18 protein-coding genes and 2 pseudogenes are annotated in these 18,106 nt (G+C 62.4%); 7 read left to right on the top strand and 13 right to left on the bottom strand.

All coding sequences use genetic code 11. From position 1 onward, the window contains the following. Positions 1-155: 155 nt before the first annotated feature. The 5 genes from AC1DS6_RS00755 to AC1DS6_RS00735 form a co-directional block, all read right to left on the bottom strand. Entirely contained in the window at positions 156-1,478 is a 1,323-nt protein-coding gene (locus tag AC1DS6_RS00755) for an NAD(P)/FAD-dependent oxidoreductase (RefSeq protein ID WP_477101722.1), read from the bottom strand. Between the two features lie 185 nt (positions 1,479-1,663). After that, on the bottom strand, positions 1,664-1,987 hold the full coding sequence (locus tag AC1DS6_RS00750) for a hypothetical protein (protein ID WP_441627920.1): 324 nt from the start codon (positions 1,985-1,987) through the stop codon (positions 1,664-1,666). 307 nt (positions 1,988-2,294) lie between these two features. Continuing rightward, positions 2,295-2,534, bottom strand: coding sequence for a hypothetical protein (locus AC1DS6_RS00745; protein ID WP_441627921.1), 240 nt, complete (start codon positions 2,532-2,534; stop codon positions 2,295-2,297). A gap of 55 nt (positions 2,535-2,589) precedes the next feature. Beyond that, positions 2,590-2,814: a hypothetical protein gene (locus AC1DS6_RS00740; RefSeq protein ID WP_477101721.1), complete on the bottom strand. Its 225-nt coding sequence runs from the start codon at positions 2,812-2,814 to the stop codon at positions 2,590-2,592. Positions 2,815-3,060: 246 nt separating this feature from the next. Next, complete coding sequence (locus tag AC1DS6_RS00735) at positions 3,061-3,717, bottom strand: DsbA family protein (protein ID WP_477101720.1); 657 nt, start codon at positions 3,715-3,717, stop codon at positions 3,061-3,063. Between the two features lie 124 nt (positions 3,718-3,841). On the opposite strand from AC1DS6_RS00735, the gene AC1DS6_RS00730 reads away from it, so the two are divergent. Then, a complete protein-coding gene (locus AC1DS6_RS00730) occupies positions 3,842-4,753 on the top strand; it encodes a LysR family transcriptional regulator (RefSeq protein WP_441627927.1) in 912 nt (303 codons plus the stop codon). A 1-nt stretch (position 4,754) separates the two neighbouring features. Here AC1DS6_RS00730 and AC1DS6_RS00725 read toward each other — a convergent pair whose 3' ends face one another. The 5 genes from AC1DS6_RS00725 to AC1DS6_RS00705 form a co-directional block, all read right to left on the bottom strand. After that, positions 4,755-5,222: a RidA family protein gene (locus tag AC1DS6_RS00725; RefSeq protein ID WP_441627929.1), complete on the bottom strand. Its 468-nt coding sequence runs from the start codon at positions 5,220-5,222 to the stop codon at positions 4,755-4,757. A 603-nt stretch (positions 5,223-5,825) separates the two neighbouring features. Next, positions 5,826-6,245 carry an organic hydroperoxide resistance protein gene (locus tag AC1DS6_RS00720; protein WP_477101719.1) on the bottom strand — a complete coding sequence of 140 codons (420 nt, stop codon included), beginning with the start codon at positions 6,243-6,245 and terminating at the stop codon, positions 5,826-5,828. An 84-nt stretch (positions 6,246-6,329) separates the two neighbouring features. After that, entirely contained in the window at positions 6,330-6,719 is a 390-nt protein-coding gene (locus AC1DS6_RS00715) for a hydroxyquinol 1,2-dioxygenase (RefSeq protein ID WP_441627933.1), read from the bottom strand. Positions 6,720-7,155: 436 nt separating this feature from the next. Beyond that, positions 7,156-8,481: an ATP-binding protein gene (locus tag AC1DS6_RS00710; RefSeq protein ID WP_441627935.1), complete on the bottom strand. Its 1,326-nt coding sequence runs from the start codon at positions 8,479-8,481 to the stop codon at positions 7,156-7,158. Then, positions 8,478-9,218, bottom strand: coding sequence for a response regulator (locus AC1DS6_RS00705; RefSeq protein ID WP_441627937.1), 741 nt, complete (start codon positions 9,216-9,218; stop codon positions 8,478-8,480). Before AC1DS6_RS00705 ends, AC1DS6_RS00710 begins: the two co-directional genes overlap by 4 nt. Positions 9,219-9,694: 476 nt before the next feature. On the opposite strand from AC1DS6_RS00705, the gene AC1DS6_RS00700 reads away from it, so the two are divergent. Together AC1DS6_RS00700 and AC1DS6_RS00695 are read left to right on the top strand one after the other, a co-directional pair. Next, positions 9,695-10,396: a cytochrome c biogenesis CcdA family protein gene (locus tag AC1DS6_RS00700; RefSeq protein ID WP_441627939.1), complete on the top strand. Its 702-nt coding sequence runs from the start codon at positions 9,695-9,697 to the stop codon at positions 10,394-10,396. Positions 10,397-10,399: 3 nt separating this feature from the next. Next, positions 10,400-10,927 (top strand): thioredoxin family protein, encoded by a 528-nt coding sequence (locus AC1DS6_RS00695; RefSeq protein ID WP_477101718.1) that lies wholly within the window; start codon positions 10,400-10,402, stop codon positions 10,925-10,927. A gap of 131 nt (positions 10,928-11,058) precedes the next feature. Here the strand turns inward: AC1DS6_RS00695 and AC1DS6_RS00690 are convergent, their stop codons facing one another. Next, positions 11,059-12,111 (bottom strand): alpha/beta fold hydrolase, encoded by a 1,053-nt coding sequence (locus AC1DS6_RS00690; RefSeq protein WP_477101772.1) that lies wholly within the window; start codon positions 12,109-12,111, stop codon positions 11,059-11,061. A gap of 620 nt (positions 12,112-12,731) precedes the next feature. On the opposite strand from AC1DS6_RS00690, the gene AC1DS6_RS00685 reads away from it, so the two are divergent. Continuing rightward, a complete protein-coding gene (locus AC1DS6_RS00685) occupies positions 12,732-13,442 on the top strand; it encodes an SDR family NAD(P)-dependent oxidoreductase (RefSeq protein ID WP_477101717.1) in 711 nt (236 codons plus the stop codon). 98 nt (positions 13,443-13,540) lie between these two features. Here the strand turns inward: AC1DS6_RS00685 and AC1DS6_RS00680 are convergent. Next, positions 13,541-13,771 (bottom strand): annotated as a pseudogene (locus AC1DS6_RS00680) (alpha/beta fold hydrolase); the annotation flags it as partial. Positions 13,772-13,787: 16 nt separating this feature from the next. Between AC1DS6_RS00680 and AC1DS6_RS00675 the strand changes: the two are divergent. Beyond that, positions 13,788-14,660: pseudogene (locus AC1DS6_RS00675) on the top strand (redoxin domain-containing protein); the annotation flags it as partial. Between the two features lie 40 nt (positions 14,661-14,700). Here the strand turns inward: AC1DS6_RS00675 and AC1DS6_RS00670 are convergent. Beyond that, positions 14,701-15,636: a LysR family transcriptional regulator gene (locus AC1DS6_RS00670; RefSeq protein ID WP_441628029.1), complete on the bottom strand. Its 936-nt coding sequence runs from the start codon at positions 15,634-15,636 to the stop codon at positions 14,701-14,703. A 250-nt stretch (positions 15,637-15,886) separates the two neighbouring features. Between AC1DS6_RS00670 and AC1DS6_RS00665 the strand changes: the two genes are divergently transcribed. Next, the gene (locus tag AC1DS6_RS00665; RefSeq protein ID WP_441627943.1) at positions 15,887-17,173 is read left to right on the top strand and encodes an MFS transporter; all 1,287 of its coding nucleotides are present in this window, start codon (positions 15,887-15,889) and stop codon (positions 17,171-17,173) included. A 56-nt stretch (positions 17,174-17,229) separates the two neighbouring features. Next, positions 17,230-17,979, top strand: a complete 750-nt coding sequence (locus AC1DS6_RS00660) for a creatininase family protein (RefSeq protein ID WP_477101716.1) — start codon at positions 17,230-17,232, stop codon at positions 17,977-17,979. Positions 17,980-18,106 lie beyond the last annotated feature (127 nt).

The raw sequence follows: 18,106 nt of genomic DNA, 5'->3' as shown, positions 1-18,106 counted from the left end.
ACTTACGCGCACGCTGCGCGAAACCGGAATGGGCACCCCCGCACAGTTCCGGTTTTTTTTCACATCCGCGTTCCCATGCGGCAGGCGGGAAGCCCTCCACGGGGCTGCAAGCGATATTCCGTCGCCCCCACGGAGGCCCGGCTCCGCAGGCACCCCTAGACATCCCCTCCTGCACCCGCCACTTCACGCCTGAGTCGAAGCGATGCACCGATGCGCTTGAAAGGTTCAGGCGGCATCCAGCCTGGACGGCTGTTTGCCATGATGAAGTCAAGCTCCCTGCTCCGCATGCCATTCATGTACTCGGCCATGAAGTGGCCGAGATACGTGCCCTTGACGACGCCGACACCATTGCACCCCACGGTGCTGAAGAAGTTCTCCCCATCCTTGCGGAACACGGAGTGATGGTTGAGCGTCATGCTGATGAGCCCGCCCCACGTGTATTCGAAGCGCTTACCGGCAATGGAGGGAAAGCGCGCCTCGAATGACGTGCGGTGGTTTGCCCATGCGGCCTGCAGGCAGGTGTCGCTGCTGCGCAGCGCAGGCTGAAGGTGAAACGTGTTGCGCACAAAGATGCGCCCGTCAGGCGTGTAGCGGACGGTGGTTCCGGCCGGGTGCGCCGATGTGGTACCCCAGGGCCGTACCCCGCTGAAATGGGTCGAGACTTCGCTGCCGGATAGCGGTTCGGTCAGGCTCGCATAGGTGAAGAGTGAAGCCAGCCGGTTCCCGGCGCGGCCGAATGCCTCGCTGAAACTGCCGACGGTTAGCGCCAGCACGTCAGCGCGCAAGGTGCCGCCCAGGAACTTCAGGGTATGGACTGGCCCGTAGTCGCAGGCCACTACCGGGCTCGCCGCGAACAGCGTGACTGATTCCGGTAGCGCAGCGGCCAGACCGCGAACCAGGGCCGCCGGGTTTACCAGCACGTTGCCGGGTGTATAGACCGCCGCCTTGTAATAGCTTGTGCCGAGCCGCCGCGAGAGGGCGTGTCCTTCCACGACTTCATATTCGAAGCCAGCGGCCTTCAGGGCGTCGGCAAAACACGCGAGCCTGGCTAGATTGCCTTCCTCGTGCGCCGACATGTATTTCCCCGCGTCGTGCCAGCCGCAATCGATGCGGTATCGTTCTTTCAGGCCGCGCAACTGGCTGATGGCAAAATTGTTCAGCGCGAACAGCTGGCGCTCGTATTCGGCGTCCGGCTGTCCACCATCCACGTTGTGCGGCACATCGATCAGGAAGCCAGCGTTGCGGCCCGAGGTGCCCTGGCCGATCTCAAGTGCGTCGATAAGGGCGATCCTTGCCTGCGGACGGATCTCCGCCAGCCGGCGTGCCAGCGAGATGCCGGTGAAACCGGCCCCTACGATGGCAACATCGAAATGCTGCTCCCCCTTGAGGCGCGCTCCGAGACCGGAATGACGGGAAGGTGATGATTCATACCAGCCGAGATCACCGTCGATGGCTGGTCGTTTGCGTATGGATTGCATTGATAAATTGGCTGCCCGGGAAGGGCAGCCGCTATTCTATACACATAGTGGGCCTGACATGGCGACTGGCAGCGGGAATCAAGGCTGGCCGGCCACGGCCGCCCGGCACATTCCCGAAGCGCCCGGGGATGTCGGGCCTTCTTGGCCCGAAAATTCAGCACTCTGGCCGGCGCCGGCGCCACCGCTCACAGCGGCCCGGGAAGTGCCTTCAGGCCGATCCAGAGCACAACGATGACGACGTTGACCGGCACGCTGAGCACACCGGGCACGTAGAAGAGCGCCGACAGGCCAGGCGCGCGCAGCATCAGTTCGACCACGCCACCCAGGGCGCAGAAGGACAGCCCGCACCAGAGCCAGCGCCGCATATAGGTCAGCAGCCAGTGCGCGTGCGCCTGGTTGAAACGCCAGGCGACGGTACGTTCGACGAGATTGCCCCGGCTGACGTCGCGGAACAGCCAGCCGAAGAAGAAGTAGCGGTACAGCATGGTGCGAAAGGCAAGCTCTTGCATGATGACTCCTTCAGCCGCGCCTGTCCGTAGTTCGCCTGGCCCGGCGCTGAATGGCGCCGGGCCCTGCATCTCCGCCCCCACCTGTGTCCGGGACGCAATAGCGGAGAAGATACGCACGGCCAAAAGCGCTTCGGGCTGCCTCGTGCCTGGGCTTCCACGCCCCAAGTACACGCTGGTCACCCCTGGATAGTGGTGTCATACCCCATATGACCTGGCCGATACCGGTTAGTCGCACGGCAAGTGCCATCATTGCACGGCCCATGATCGACCATGAAGCAGGCGCAGCGGCCGGGAAAATGGCGTGAGACTACAGCCCCGTCTGCGTGTTCTCGACGCAAGCCTTTGCGTAGGCAATTGCTTCGCGGATCGCTTCATCCTTGCTGCCGAACCGGTTTTTCATCTTGTGCCGCAAGCCAGGGATGAACTCGTTGGTGTGATCGATCTTTCGCTCGAACAATACTGATGCCTGCCAAATCCCGCCATGTGACTCCCAGACCGTGCAGTGGCAGTGGTAATCCCCTTCTTCGACAAAGACATGGCTCGACACGGCAATCTCCCATCGTTACTCATGGATCATGGATCATGGAGTGGGCAGAAAATCACTAGCCATTTTGCTTCTCATCGCCCAAGCCAAACAGATGCACGGTGTCCCGGTGTCGCCGGTGAGCTACCAGCGCCAAGCACAGGCCTGCGATTGAGAACCCCAAGGCCCAGCCGATAGTGCGCCGCATCTTCGCGGCCTGTTCGGCCCGGTAGCGGGAGTCCGCGGCTACGCGCACGCCCTCCCAAAACTCGGTTTCCTGGTTGCCGTTTTCGACTATCGCCATGTCCGCCTCCCTTGATGGATGTCGGAGAGATTTATGGAGGAAATCGTAGCATGTAGCACCTGACCACGCAGACCATCCACTACCACTCCGGCACCTGATGGACCTGCCCCCGCTGCCGGGCAGGCTGCGCGTCAGCTCGCCCCGCGAGAATCCGGCATCTCAGGGGGCGATATTGCCGGGACCGCTACGATCCATGCAGCGAAATTGGATTGCCAACACATGGCCCCCGGCCGTGGAGACAACGTTTCATTCATGCCGCGCAAATGCGCGCTCGCCCAATACCTTGTTCAATCGATTGTTCAAAATATCCAGGGATGTGAACCCCGTCGCCAGAAGTTGCAACTGTCCTCGATCTTCGACGAGCAAACTCGGGAAACTTGATATACCCCAGCTACGGGCGAGGGAAAAATCCGCCTGCGTCGCTTGCTTCACATTATCGGATTCGAAGAGATCGCGAAATGCCTGCTTCGATACATCGAGGCCGCTGTCTGCCAGGGCGCCGGCTGCCACTTCGACCAGAACATCCGTTGCCGTGGTATCTCGGGCATCAATGTAGAATGCTCGCTGCAGAGTACGAAATAGCGGAAGCGGATTCTGTCCTGGAGCAAATGCGCGCGCGGTTACCACCGCTCGGCAGATGGGTTCCGTATCGTATACAAAGCCTTCGCGAGCCAGGAACCCCTTGCGGTTGAATTGAAGACCGCTAGCCTGCTCCGCGCGCGTCCAGTGTTGAAGGCGGAAGCGTTTGCCGGCGTCGTCCAGAATGTCCGTTGCCCCTGCGCGTATGCCGCCCACTACAATTTTCAGGGGCAGGTCCGGCCTTGTTTCCGTGAGTTCCGTCAAAATATTTCCAAATCCGTAACACCACGAACACATCGGGTCGCCAACGTAGATCAACTGCATCGAGTTCTCCTGAATGAAGGGCTGATTGCAATGCGTGTCCAGCCCGGGGACTCCAATCTATTGGATGGGCCGGCACCGATAAACGCCCCTCGCGACATAACAGTCGTTACATGCCCGCAAAACGATGAAACGCAAATTCGATGACCTTCAGCTCGGCAGCATCGAGCTCTTCTGTCTCGCCGCAGAACTCAGCAGTTTTACGGCAGCAGCGATTGCCACCAGCGTGACGCCGGCAGCAGTAAGCCGCTCCGTTTCCCGCCTGGAATCGCGTCTGGGTGTACGCCTCTTTGTCAGGACGACACGCCAGATAAGGTTGACGGATGAAGGCCGGATCTATTTCGAGCAATCTCGCAACGCGCTGGCGCAACTGGTCGATGCCGAGCGGCAAGTGAGCGGTCAACACGGGAGTCCGGCAGGTCTGCTGCGCATCAGCCTGCCAACCCCATATGCGCACTACCGGGTGCTACCGGTGCTGCCGGAATTCCATCGGCGCTTCCCCGATGTTTCCGTCGAAACCCATATCAGCAATCGCAACGTCGAATTCGCAGACGACGTCTACGATCTGTCGGTCCGTGGCAAGGCGCCCGAGGACTCCACGCTCATCGCCAGGAAACTGGAGGACGCGGAACTCGTGGTCGTCGCTACGCCGGGCTATCTCAAGCGCGCGGGCAAACCGACTACGCTTGACGAGTTGCACACGCACGAGTGCATTCAGTTCGATATTCCCAGCAGTGGACGGCGGTTGGCCTGGACCTTCAGTCATGAAGGGAAACACATCGACATCGCGACAACGGGAAGCTACGGATGCTCCGAGGACGTGCTCGGCGGCGCTACGCTGGCGCGCGCAGGAGCGGGATTGTTTCAGACCTATCGATTCGTGGTGGAGTCTGACCTGCGCGAGGGGAATCTGGTGGAGGTGTTGCCGGAGTATGGCGGGGCCACCCGGCCGTTCATCCTGCTCTACCCGCACGCGCGCCATTTGTCGCTGCGCGTGCGAACCTTCGTCGATTTCCTGGTGGAGAAGTTCGCGCACTGAGCTACTGCGCCGGCCTTATCTTCGCGATGACTACCAGCACGACAGCGGCGTTGGCAGGCAGCTGGTTATGCGAGAACGCCGAACGTGCATGGCCGGCCTTTTCACCCAGCACGGCGGCAAACAAATCCGAGGCGCCGTTGATCACCGCGGGTTGATCGAAATAGCCCTCGGCACTGCTCACATGGCCTTCGACGCGCACGATATGATCCAGCCGCTCAAATCCGCCAAGGTAGTGCCTGATTTGCGCCAGAACGTTCAAAGCGGCCAGTTCAGCCGCCTGCTTGCCTTGCTCCACGGTCAGGACTTCGCCAACGCGCCCTTGAAAAATGACGCGGCCCTCCCGAAGCGGGAGTTGCCCCGATATAAAAAGAAGGTCGCCTGCTTCACTGGTCGCGGTGTAGCTGCCCAGGGGCTGCGGCGGCTGCGGCAGCGCAAGGCCAAGATCTGCGAGTTTGGATTCCACGGACATTTCGGCTCCTCAATGGTTACGGCTGAACAAAGACATCTCAAGAATGATTGATTAATTGATTGGCTCGGCATGGCGGCCGTAGATGCCACCGCTTTCATTGTTCAACAACGGGAACCGCCTTGCCGCGGATGCGGAATCCGATCCTCCATGCCGGACATATGATGTAGACGATCGGCATTCCGCTTTGGCTAAACTATAGGCTCCGGTGCCGCCCCGATAAGCCGCCGACGTGGAACATCACTTGCTACACGACGGAATAAATCCGAGTGGCCTTCACCCTCGCGTCCAGGACTTCGCCGGCCACAGTAACTTGACGCCTCACGGGTCTTGCATGGCTGAGGCCCCACACGGCGCCCGCGCGCCAGTCTCCGATCGGTTGCGTTATCCCTTCCAGCGCCGCCAGGGTCACGCAGGCCGGTCTATTCCATGGACAAGAATTTCGTCCGCGCGTAACGCATAGGGTTTTGCCTGGAACCGGGTTCCAACAAGCCCGCTCGATTTCGAATCATCTGGAAGTCGAGCGTTCTGGTGCGAGTTCAAGAGGATGTGGAAAGGTTGCCTGCCCGATAAGCACGGGCAGGCCGGATTTATGAAAACGCTGGCTCAGACCAGGTTGATCACGACGTTGATGTTGCCGCTTGTGGCTTTGGAGTACGGGCACGTCTGGTGCGCGGCGTCCACCAGCGCCTGGGCGACTTCGTGCTCCAGACCCGGGAGGCTGACATTGAGACGCGCTTGAAGGAAGTAGGCGCCGCCGGCTGTGCCCAGGTCCACTTCCGCGTCGATGGCCAGGTCGGCCGGGAGAGTGACCTTCATTTTGCCAGCCGCGATCCCGATCGCACCGATAAAACAGGCCGACCAGCCAGCGGCAAACAGCTGCTCCGGATTGGTGCCGCTGCCGGCGGTGCCGGGAGACGAGAGCTGAATGTCCAGGCGGCCATCAGAGCTGCGGGACGTGCCGTTCCGCCCACCGGAGGAGGTGTGGGTTTTGCCGGTGTAGAGTACATTTTCGAGTTGGGTCATGATGGATTTCTTACTGGAAATTTAAAAGGCTGTTTATCAATCGTATGCGATCAATCCGGGCGGTCATCGGAGTGACGGGACGTGCTATGCGGCCAAGCGGGGATCTGCAGCGTGTTCGCTTTCGGTATAGCCGTCACGGTTGCTGATGCGGGCGAGCATGGCAGCGCTGTCGGCAGCGGCATCTGAGCCGCGGGCGGGCGAAGCGGAGACGCCAACGCGATCCAGGCCCGCGACGAATCGCGCGGTGCCATCGACATAACGGGCGCCATCCGTGTAGACGTCACGCTCGCCACTACGCGCGCCGTCAGTGAACGGGTCCCGCTCTACGCTGCGCGCGGCGGCTGCGCTTGGGCCAGCGCCATGATCCGAAGCCAGCTCGGCTGCGGACACAGTCTGTACCCCACCGGCGGCGGCCAAAAGGGCAACGATCGAGACAAGGCGCTTGGCAAAGATTGTGACGTTGATGATTTTCATGATGCTTATCCAGGTTCGTGTAGGGCAGTTGCGCCGGTGTCCGGCGCGGACGGTGTTGCGGCGCGGGCGGGATGATCTGGTCTTGGTTGCCGCCGCCGCGCTACAGGAAGCATTTAAGGCGACCGATGTTTCTGGCCCGTAGCGATTTCGCCGTGGCACTGTGAGCACACGTATCGCACTGGGCAAGCGATACAAACGAATACAAAATCGTCCGTCGCGGCAGCGAGGAGGAGGGAATGAAGAAACGGCGGCCGAGGGCGGAGAGACTGGACCCGGACCGGAGGACGCCACGGACCGCACCTTGTCGGGACGCGGCACGAAGTGCTTCATGCCAAACACCAGACACCAAACGCCAACCGCTAAACGCTAAACGCGACGTGCAGCCCACCCAGCCTGCCGTCGCTGGAAACGAGGCGCCGCGCGCCGGAACAGCCCGCTATGCCTGTGCAGGCAGGGTGAGCCTGGCCTGAAGGCCGCCCTCTTGCCGATTGGAGAGTATGAGCCGCCCGCCAAGGGCCTGCGCCAGTTGCTGCGCAATCGCCAACCCCAGGCCCGTACCGCCCGTCCCCCTGTTCCGGGACGTCTCGAGGCGATAGAACGGCTGCATGACCCGTTCAAGCTCGGCTTCGGGAATGCCGGGACCGCGATCCCGCACTGCAATGGCAAGACTGCCTTCCGCCTCCCGGAACACAGCAATATCCACGTCGCCGCCGAACTTGAGCGCGTTGTCCACGAGGTTCGTCAGGATGCGACGCAGCGCCTGTGGGCGCGTCAGTACCGGTGCGCCGACCTTGCCGTCCAGGGTAATCGCATGCCCACCGTCCCGATAGTCACAAGCCAGGCTGTCCAGCAGTGCATCGAGGTCCACGCGGGCCAGCGCTTCCGCGCTGCCATGCAGCGTGCGCGCATAGGCGACACCCTCGCGGACCAGATGCTCCATCGCGCGAAGATCGCTGTAAAGCTTGTCCTGCGTCTCGGATCTCTCCATCAAGTCCAGGCGCAACCGCATTCGCGTGATGGGCGTCTGCAAGTCGTGGGAGATCGCCGCGAGAATTTGCACGCGCTCGGCGAGATACCCGGCGATGCGCTGCTGCATGGCGTTGAAGGCCGCCGCGGCGTGTACGACCTCGGCCGGCCCGCGCTCGGGGATAAGGTCGGCCTTCAGATCGGGCCCCAGATTCTCCGCGGCTGCCGCCAGTTGCTTCAGCGGCCGCGTTACCAGGCGCACGGCGATCCAAGCGCAGCCTGCCAGCAGCGCCAGTTGAACGCACAGGAGCACCGGCAACCAGGCCGACAATCCCGTTGGCGCCGGATGGACATCAATGGTGAGCGGACTGCCGTCGCTCAGGCGCAAATGCACCTGGAATTGCGCCCCATCTGCAGACAGTGTATTTGCCGTCACATCGTAACGCTCCCCCAGTGCCTCTGCGATCGTCGCGACGGCTTCCTGGGATAGTTGCAAGGCTGGCGGGTCGCCGCCGGCCGTGCCGGCGTTGAGCAGATAGCTGTAGTTTCGGCGCCCCAGCCGATCGAGCCAGGCCGGCCGCTTATCCGCCGGCATCATGTCCAGGATGGCAACGGAACTGGCCACATCGCGCCCGAGGTTGCCCAGCATCAACCTGTCGGCGACCTGCGAACGCTCCCGCAGCACGAGGCTGAAGGCAAGCCCTTGCGCCAGCACGAGGCCGATCAGCAGTATCACCATCAGGCGAGCAAACAACGTGCGCGGCCATCCTCGCAGGATCCCGTCCGGGCGGCTCATGTGCGCGCCTCCCGAATCTCCACCATCGCCGCGAACACATAGCCCTCGCTGCGCACCGTCTTGATATAGCGGGGCTCCTTGGCATCGTCGCGCAGACGCTGCCGCAGGCGGCTCACCATCAGGTCGATGGAGCGCTCGAACAGTTCGGCTTCGCGTCCCTGCGTCAGGTTGAGCAGTTGGTCCCGGTTCAGCACGCGCTGCGGATGGTCGAGGAAGACCCGCAGTAGCCGGTACTCCGCGCCGCTGAGGGCGACGATGACGTCGTTATCGTCGAGCAGGTGCCGCGCGGTCGTATCCAGCCGCCAGGGGCCGAAAGCCAGCACGGTAGCCGCTTCGGTGATCTGCAGGTTGGGGGGCAGCATGCGCGTGCGCCGCAGCACCGAACGTATCCTGGCCAGCAGTTCGCGCGCCGCGAATGGCTTGACGAGGTAGTCGTCCGCGCCCATCTCAAGCCCCAGGATACGATCGGCCTCCTCGTTGCGGGCAGTAAGCATCAGCACTGGCATGTTCTTGCGTTCGCTTGCGCGCAAGTCCCGGCACAACGTCAGTCCGTCTTCGCCGGGAAGCATCAGGTCCAGCACGACGAGATCCACCGCGCCCTTGTCCAAGGCCGCGCGCATCTCGCGTCCGTTCGCCGCAAGGGTCACACGCATCCCGCTGCGTTCGAGATACTCGGCCGCCAGCGTACGGATCTCCCGGTCGTCGTCCACGATAAGGATATGGTCAGGCTGCGTCATGGCGCACCGTCAGATTGGCAGGGTGGTTGCCGGTCACAGGGCGAACACGCCGTCGCCGTGCGGCGCCCGTCAGGCGCAGAACAGGCGGTCTGGAGAAAGCCCATCGGCAGGTCGCACCTGCGCGAAGCTCATACGCGAGTGCGGACAAGATCATCGTGGCGAGCAGCAGTGAACGCTTCATTTTCGTTTCCCCTCCAGGATCGCGGCGCGCAGCCCGCGCCTTGATGCCATTGTGCCGTTGCCTCCGTGGCGCTTTGTATCGTCATGTATCTGGACCGCCCGCGGACAAGAAACATTTCATTTCCGGCCGTTTCCCGAAACATCCGGCATACGCGCGAGCGTTGCAATAGCGCCATCGCGTCAACACCGGAGGCATTCGTGACTTCAACAACCGCCACCCTACCCCATTTACCGCAGCGGCGCCGCAGAGCGGAAATCACCGGGCGCGCCTTGCCGGGGCTTTGCCGGAGCCGGCCATGATCGAACTCATACTGGCATTTTCGGCCGGCGTGCTGACGATCGCGTCCCCATGCGTGCTTCCCGTGCTGCCGATGGTGGTGAGCACGTCCATCGGCGAGCAAAATCCTCTGCGTCCGCTGTCAATCGCATTGGGGTTCGTCACCGCGTTCTCCTCGGTGGGCATTGCATTCAGTGCACTTTCGAGCTCTCTCGGTGACGTGCACGGCCTGATCCGGGATGTCTCCATCCTGATTCTGTTCGCATCCGGGCTCGCTCGAATCTGGCCGCGGCTATTCGACCGGCTCATGACGCCGTTTGGCGCCGTGATCGACCGCCTTGCCGGCGTCGGTGCCCGGGCAGGCAATGGCATGGTTGGCGGCTTCGTGCTAGGTACGACGCTGGGCGTGGTCTGGACGCCGTGCGCGGGGCCGGTACTGGCTTCCATCCTCGCACTGGTCGCCAGGGCGCAGGACCTGGGGCGTGCCGCAAAGCTCCTCACGCTGTTCGCCGCGGGCGCCGCGATTCCCATGCTGGCCATTGCCTACGGCGGCCGGTTCGTGACCACCCGCGGCCGCAAGGTCGCCCGCCATGCACATCATTTGCAGCGCGGCTTTGGCGCGATTGTCGCCGCAACCGCCGTTGCCATGTACTTCCAGTATGACGTGATTGCCGTAGCCTGGCTGACCAACTCTTTCCCCTCAATCCACCTCGGAGTCTGACTCATGCACCGCTCGATTCGTGCCTGTATCGCAGCCGTATCCCTACTCGCAGCAACACACGGCAGTGCGATAGCCCCCTCGCCTGCCGACCATGGCAAGGCGCCGGAGTTTCCCGCCAACGCGAAGTGGCTGAACACCGAGCCGCTGACAATCTCCGCACTGCGCGGCAAGGTGGTGCTTGTCGATTTCTGGACCTACACCTGCATCAACTGCATCAACACGCTCCCGCACGTCAAGCAGTGGTACGACAAATACCGGGACAATGGGCTGATGGTGGTCGGCGTGCATACGCCCGAGTACCCGTTCGAGAAATCGACCTCGAACGTACAGGCTGCTCTCAAGCGCCTCGACATCCGGTATCCGGTCGTGCAGGACAACGCGTATGTCATCTGGGACGCCTACAGGAACCAATACTGGCCCGCCCTCTATCTTGTCGATGCCAGCGGCAAGATCGTCTACCAGCATTTTGGCGAAGGACACTACGAGGAAACGGAAGCGGCCATACAGAAGCTCCTTTCCGATCGCAAATAACCCTGTGCAAGCCCGGATCACGCCAGCAACCGCCGCCCCCCGGAAAAACAGATCGACGCGGGGGCCGCGCCGATCCACGAGAGGGACCGTCCCGGCACAGGCGATCCGGAACGTCCCCCGACCCGCGCCCGCTAGTAGCGGGCGACTTCGATTACGGCATCCGCAAAGGCCTTTGGCGCTTCCTGTGGAAGGTTGTGGCCCGCACCTTTGACAATCCGATGCGCGTACTTGCCTGTGAACCTTTTCGCGTAAGTACTACCATCCGTAGCCGGTGCGACGCCGTTCGAATCTCCGTCGATCGTGATCGCCGGCACCGTGATCGCCGGGCCTGTGGCCAGGCGCTTCTCGATACTGTCGTATTGGGGCTCGCCCCCGGCAAGACTGAGTCGCCAACGGTAGTTGTGAATCACAATCGCCACATAGTCCGGGTTGTCGAAGGACGCCGCCGTACGGTCGAACGTTGCATCATCAAAGTTCCACTTAGGGGAATTCTCCTTCCAGATAACCTTGGCGAAATCACGCCGGTTAGCCTCGAGGCCGGCCTTGCCGCGTTCCGTAGCGAAGTAGAACTGATACCACCATGCGTGCTCGGCGTTCGGCGGCAACGGGCGCTTGTTGAACTCAAGGTTATTGATGATGTAGCCATTGGCGGAAACAATGGCTTTGCAACGCTCCGGCCACAGCGCTGCGATGACACAAGCCGTCCGCGATCCCCAGTCGTATCCGGCGAGAACCGCCTTGTCGATCCTGAGTGCGTCCATCAATGCAATGGTGTCGAGCGCAACTGCCGATTGCTGGCCATTGCGGAATGTCTTTTCGGAGAGAAACCGCGTCGTGCCGTGACCGCGCGTATGCGGAACAATGACCCGGTAGCCAGCGGCTGCCAGATGCGGGGCCACATCGACGTAACTGTGAATGTCGTACGGCCAGCCGTGCAGCAGGATAACGACGGGACCATCGTGCGGTCCAACCTCGGCATAGCCGACGCTGAGAACACCGGCTTCGATCTGCCTGAGGTTGCCGAACGACGCACCGGACGTCGCCGAGGCGGCGACTGGAACAGACTGCCCGGCAGGACTCGACTGCGCACGAGCGAGTCCGGTCAGGCCCAACTCCAAGGCACCGATTCCGACAGCCGCGGCACCAAGGAAGCGACGACGGTCAGGGTTAATCTCTTCAGACATGCTTAATTCCCCTTTTTTGAGGTTGGCTTTGATTTCCAGGATACGAATTACTTGTATCTGGGATGTGTCCGGGTTGGGTGGCAGGTCCGACGATGGCATCGCGCCGGGGGCCCGGTCGGAGCTGCGCGGCACGCACTGATTCCTCACATGAGCGGAGTGCCGCATTTCCAACGAAGCGGATGACTACCCGTCGTCCGTGCGGAAAATATAGGTTCAATCGGTCCGCCGATTAGCCCGCCGCACAGCACATGGGTTGTTACATGGTGTAAATCGAAATGCGCCGGGCTTCCGGCCAACGTGGCATCCGCAGTTCCCGATGCCTGCTATCCGCGTTGGCAATCGCAAGGCGCACGGCATGTGGCGCACCCCTTGCGCGCCGCCGTTCCTGCCATCTCCCGGCCCGTGAGACTGTCGAGCCGGTGCGCCGGCGTTCCCGCACGCTCAACAGACGGACAGATCGGTGCGGGCACTGGCTTTGCGCCTGATTTGTTCCCGTCAGGCAAGACTCTTTGTCCATGGCGGGTATTCGAACTCAGCATCGATTCAACTAGATTTAGGACCAATCGGTGCCGCCGGCCCGATCGGCAAGAGAGCCGAATCAACTTGTATCGAGGTTTATCATGAGCACATCGCAAAAAGTCGTCGTCGTTACTGGTGCATCGCAAGGTATTGGCGCAGAGGTGGTCAAGGCTTTCCGCAAGCGCGACTACCGCGTTGTCGCAACGGCGCGATCCATCAAGCCATCGGATGATGACAACATCCTGACGGTCGCAGGCGACATCGCCGATCCGGCCACCGCCCGGCGCGTCATCTCCGAAGCGGTGGCACGCTTCGGCCGCATCGACACGCTGGTCAACAACGCCGGCATCTTCATCGCGAAGCCCTTTACCCAGTACACCGCCGAAGACTACGCGGCGAAAACGGGCGTGAACCTCGCGGGCTTCTTCTACATCACGCAGCTCGCCATCGCCGAAATGGAGAAGAGGTCGAGCGGCCACGTGATCAGCGTCACCACCAGCCTGGTCGACCACGCCATCAACGGCGTGCCTTCTGTACTGGCATCGCTGACCAAGGGCGGACTGAACGCGGCCACGAAATCGCTCGCCATCGAATACGCCAAGAGTGGCATTCGCGCGAATGCCGTCTCGCCGGGAATCATCAAGTCCTCGATGCACCCGCCGGAAACCCATGCCGCGCTCGGGGCACTCCATCCGGTAGGCCGTATGGGCGAGATGAGCGATATCGTGGACGCCATCCTGTATCTGGATTCGGCGCCCTTCGTAACTGGCGAAATCCTGCATGTCGACGGCGGGCAGAGCGCTGGTCACTAGAGCACGCCAGGGCGCCATTGAACGCCGCCCGGCCCGCGTGGGCGGGGCGGACATCTCGTGCGCCAGTCAGTCCAATGCCGCCTGCCTTCGCGCGCCACTCACGTGCGCCATCTGCCGCCGCGCACGAGTTCTGTCACCGCGTCGGCAAAGGCCTCGGGTGCTTCCTGCGGCAAGTTGTGGCCGACACCCGGAATCTGCCGATGAATGCGCGGCCCGGCAAACCGTGCGGCGCTGGCTTTGCCGTCGGTTGCCGGGACGACGCCATCGGCCGTGCCATCCAGCGTGATGGCGGGAACCGGGATCAGCGGAATCGCCGCCAGCTTCCTTTCCGTTGCCTCATGCTGCGTCCTGGTGGATTTCTGGACGTACTCCTGCATCAACTGCATTCGCACGCTCCCCTATATCCGCGCCTGGGCGGAAAAATACAAGGACCAGGGGCTGGTGGTCATCGGCGTGCATACGCCCGAGTTTGCCTTCGAGAAGCGTGTCGGCAACGTGCGCCGGGCCGTGGAGCAATTCAAGATCCGCTACCCGGTCGCGGTGGACGGCGACTTCCGGATCTGGCGGGCGTTCGGCAACAGCTACTGGCCGGCGCTGTACTTCATCGATGCCAGCGGGCAGATTCGCCACCACCAGTTCGGCGAGGGCGGCTATGAACAGTCCGAGGCTGTCATTCAGGCTTTGCTGAAGGAAGCCGGTGCGCAAAAGGCCGGCACCGCGCCGGTCAAATTCGACACGTCCGGTGCGCAAGCGGCGCCAGACCTGGACAACGTGCGCTCGCGGGAGACCTATATCGGCTACCAGCAGGCATCCGGCTTCGCGTCGCCCGAGGGCCTGCGCGCCGGCACCGCACGCGACTACACGATCGCCGAGCCGCGCCTGAATAGCTGGGGCCTGAGCGGCAACTGGACCGTGGACGCCGAACAAGCCACGCTCAACCGCGCCGGCGGCGGCATCGCCTACCGCTTCCGCGCGCGTGACCTGCACCTCGTGCTCGGCCCCGGCGCCGACGGCACGCCGGTGCGCTTCCGTGTCTTGGTCGACGGCAAGGCGCCCGGTGCCAGCCACGGTACCGATACCGACCCGGATGGCAACGGCACCGTCACGCAGACCAGGCTCTACCAACTCGTTCGCCAGCCGGGAAAGGTCGGCGAGCACACCTTCGACATCCGTTTCCTGGACCCGGGCGTCCAGGCCTTCGTCTTCACTTTCGGATAACCGTTTCCGTCAAGGGAATCTGCCTTGCCGGCTCCGCCGGCTACTGCTTGTCCGATGCCTTCCGGCTGGCGGCAAACATCGACATGCGGCGCGTAATGTGCTCAAGGAACTCGGATGCCGCAGCAGGCAGGGGCCGGCCGGTCTTCACAAGCAACCGCGCCTGGGTGCCCCTGAGCAATGGATGATTGATCGGTACGGTGACCAGGCTCCCGGCAGCGATCTCGCGATACGCCGCGAATTCTCCGATCAGCGTAATGAAGTTCTCATAGGCGACAAATTGCTTCAGCGCCGTCAACGAGTTGGTGACGAGCGTCGGGCGGATCTTTATGTTCTCCGCGAACTCCAGCATCTTCGCGGCGTGCCCGATGCCAAAGGATTCCGGCATCAGCGCGAGCGGGTATGACAGCACATCGCGGATGCTGGCTTCGCCGCCGCGCAACGCCAGCGGGTGATCGGGACGAACCAGCAGCACCACGGGCTGCGGAGAACTGGCACGGTACTCGATGCGCGGGTGAGGCGGTGGATTGTAGGCAAGGCCGATGTGGGCGCGGCTTTCAGCGACTTCGTTCAGGACATCGTCGACTGGCAGGATCTCCATGCTGATATCCAGCATCGGGTACCGCGCGCAAAACGGCGCAAGGACTTCGTTGACGAGCGCATCGACATAGCCCTCGCTCATGGCCACCTGGACCTTGCCCTGCTGCAATCCCTTCAGCGCGTGCAGCTGGTCCTCGAGATTCTCCTGATGCGAACGGTAGCCGCGCCAGAACTCGAGCAGATGCGCGGCCGCCTCCGTCGGTTTCACACCGCGCGACTGGCGTTCGAACAGCGTAGCGCCCAGTTCTTCTTCAAGCAGCCTGATCTGTCGAGTGATCACGGAGGGTGACGTATTGAGGCTGTCCGCCGCCCCGCGAATGGTGCCGTGCGCCAGAACCTCACGGAAGTATCGTAATCGCAGCTGATTGATCTCTCGCATGTCGAAACACCATTGAGCCAATGTGATGGGCAGGAGGCAACCATACATGAACTTCATCGCGCCTGCCCGGCCATCCCCCGCCATGACGACCGGGCCTGACTCCGGCCATCTTCACCATGCGATACGGATGGGTTGCGTTGCTCAGATTAGAACGAAGCGTGAGCCCGCTTACTGTTGGTCGGAACCCCCGGCTCTGTCACCATCGGCGGACTGGATAAGCGGCATCAAACACAACGCACTGGAGACCGGCATGTTAGTCATTCCGAACGAAAGCGCCGTCGACGACACTTCGACGCTCTACAACAAGATCAACTGGCGCCTGCTGCCGTTCCTCCTGATCTGTTACCTGTTTGCCTATCTCGACCGGGTCAACATCGGCTTTGCCAAACTGCAGATGCAAAGCGACCTCGGCTTCTCCGACGCCGCTTACGGCGTGGGTGCAGGCATCTTCTTTCTCGGCTATGTACTGTTCGAGCTGCCAAGCAACCTGCTGCTGCCTCGCGTGGGCGCGCGCAAGACGTTCAGCCGGATCCTCGTGCTGTGGGGCATCACGTCCGCCTGCATGCTCTTCGTGCGTGATGTGCCAACGTTCTATGCCATGCGCTTCCTGCTCGGCATCTTTGAGGCAGGCTTTGCCCCGGGCATGATCTACTACCTGTCGTGCTGGTACGGACCGCAGCGCATGGGGCGCGCCATCGCGATCGTCTTCCTGGCGGGACCGATCGGCGGCATTGTCGGAGGACCCGCTTCGGCGTGGCTGATAACCACCATGTCCGGCACCGCCGGCCTCGCCGGCTGGCAGTGGATGTTCTTGATCGAGGCCATCCCCTGCGTATTGCTGGGGTTCCTTGCACTGTCGCTCGTGCCGAACCGCCCCGCGGATGCGGCCTGGCTGACGGACCAGGAAAAACGTTTTCTGGCAGCTGAGCTCGGGGTATCCGTCGCGCACAAGCACTCGTTCATGGCGGTGGCACGGGATGCGAGGGTCTATGTGCTCGCCCTTGCGTACTTCTGCATTATCGCGGCCATCTATGCCATGAGCTTCTGGCTCCCGACCCTGATCAGGGCGCAGGGCGTGGCCGATACCGTGCAGCTCGGCTGGTACACCGCATTGCCATACCTTGGCGCCGCATTCGGCATGTACTACATGGGGCGCCGCTCCGATCAAAAGGGCGAGCGCCGATATCACAGCGCAGTGCCCGCCTTCTTCGCTGCCCTGTTGCTCGCCGGGTCGGCACTCGCAGACGGCAATCTCGGTCTGTCGCTTGTCCTGCTTACGCTCGGCACCACCGCGCTCTGGATGACTTACACGGTGTTCTGGGCCATGCCGGCCGAGTACATCAAGGGCCCGGCGGCAGCCGGCGGCATTGCGCTGATCAACACGATCGGCTTGTCCGGCGGCTTCTGGGGCCCGGCCATCATCGGGTGGGCCAAGACCGCGACCGGCAGCCTGCATCCTGGCGTGCTGGTCATGGCGTTGATGCCGCTGATCGCCTCGCTGATCCTCCTCGCCAACAAGTTGCCTGAGCGCCGGTAGTCCACTGCAAACCACATACAAGGTTCCGAGAGGAACACACGAAAGAAGGAGCAACCATGCTTTTACATCTATCCACCTGGGCCGAAGTCGAACAGTTTCTCAAGCGCAGCCGCGTGATTGTCGTGCCAATTGGTTCCAACGAGCAGCACGGGCCAACGGGGCTTCTTGGCACCGACTGGCTTTGCCCGGAGATCATTGCGCGCGAGGCGGAAAAGACAGCCGATATCCTGGTGGCGCCGACGTTCAACATTGGCATGGCCCAGCATCACCTCGGCTTTCCCGGCACCATCTCGCTGCGCCCGTCGACCTTCATTGCCGCGATCGGTGACTGGACCCGCTCACTGGTGGGGCACGGATTCGAGAAAATCCTGTTCCTCAACGGCCATGGCGGCAATGTGGCCTCCATCGAGGCCGCGTTCTCCGAGATCTATGCCGAAGCCAGTTTTTCCCGGCGCCGCGCCGGATTCGCACTGAAGCTGTGCAACTGGTGGGACCTGGCAGGCGTCAACGAGCTCGCGCGCGAGCAGTTCCCGACCGGCCATGGCTCTCACGCCACGCCTTCCGAGATTGCCATTACACAGTGGGCCTTCCCCGCCGCCGTGAAGTCGGCCGGCTATACACCCCAAATCGCCCCATCGGGTCCCATCCGGGAGGCGCTCGACTTTCGTGCGCGGTTCCCGGACGGGCGCATCGGCTCCGACCCGGGACAGGCGACACCGGAAAAGGGACGCGCACTGGTCGAACTGGCCGCGCAAAGCCTTGCGCGCGAGCTTGAAGCATTCGGGGGTGAGCCAATGCCCCTCTGATACGCGCGCGATCGCGAGTTCGCTACAGCGTACATGACTGGCTGCACAAGGGTTGCCGCATCCCCCCCGAAGCCGGGTGAGGTATAGACTTTGAACGGGTGTGGTTCACACCTGTTGCCAATCTTCG

Source organism: Cupriavidus sp. 05L310, from assembly GCF_056398185.1.
This window is presented reverse-complemented; position numbering and strand designations above follow the sequence as displayed.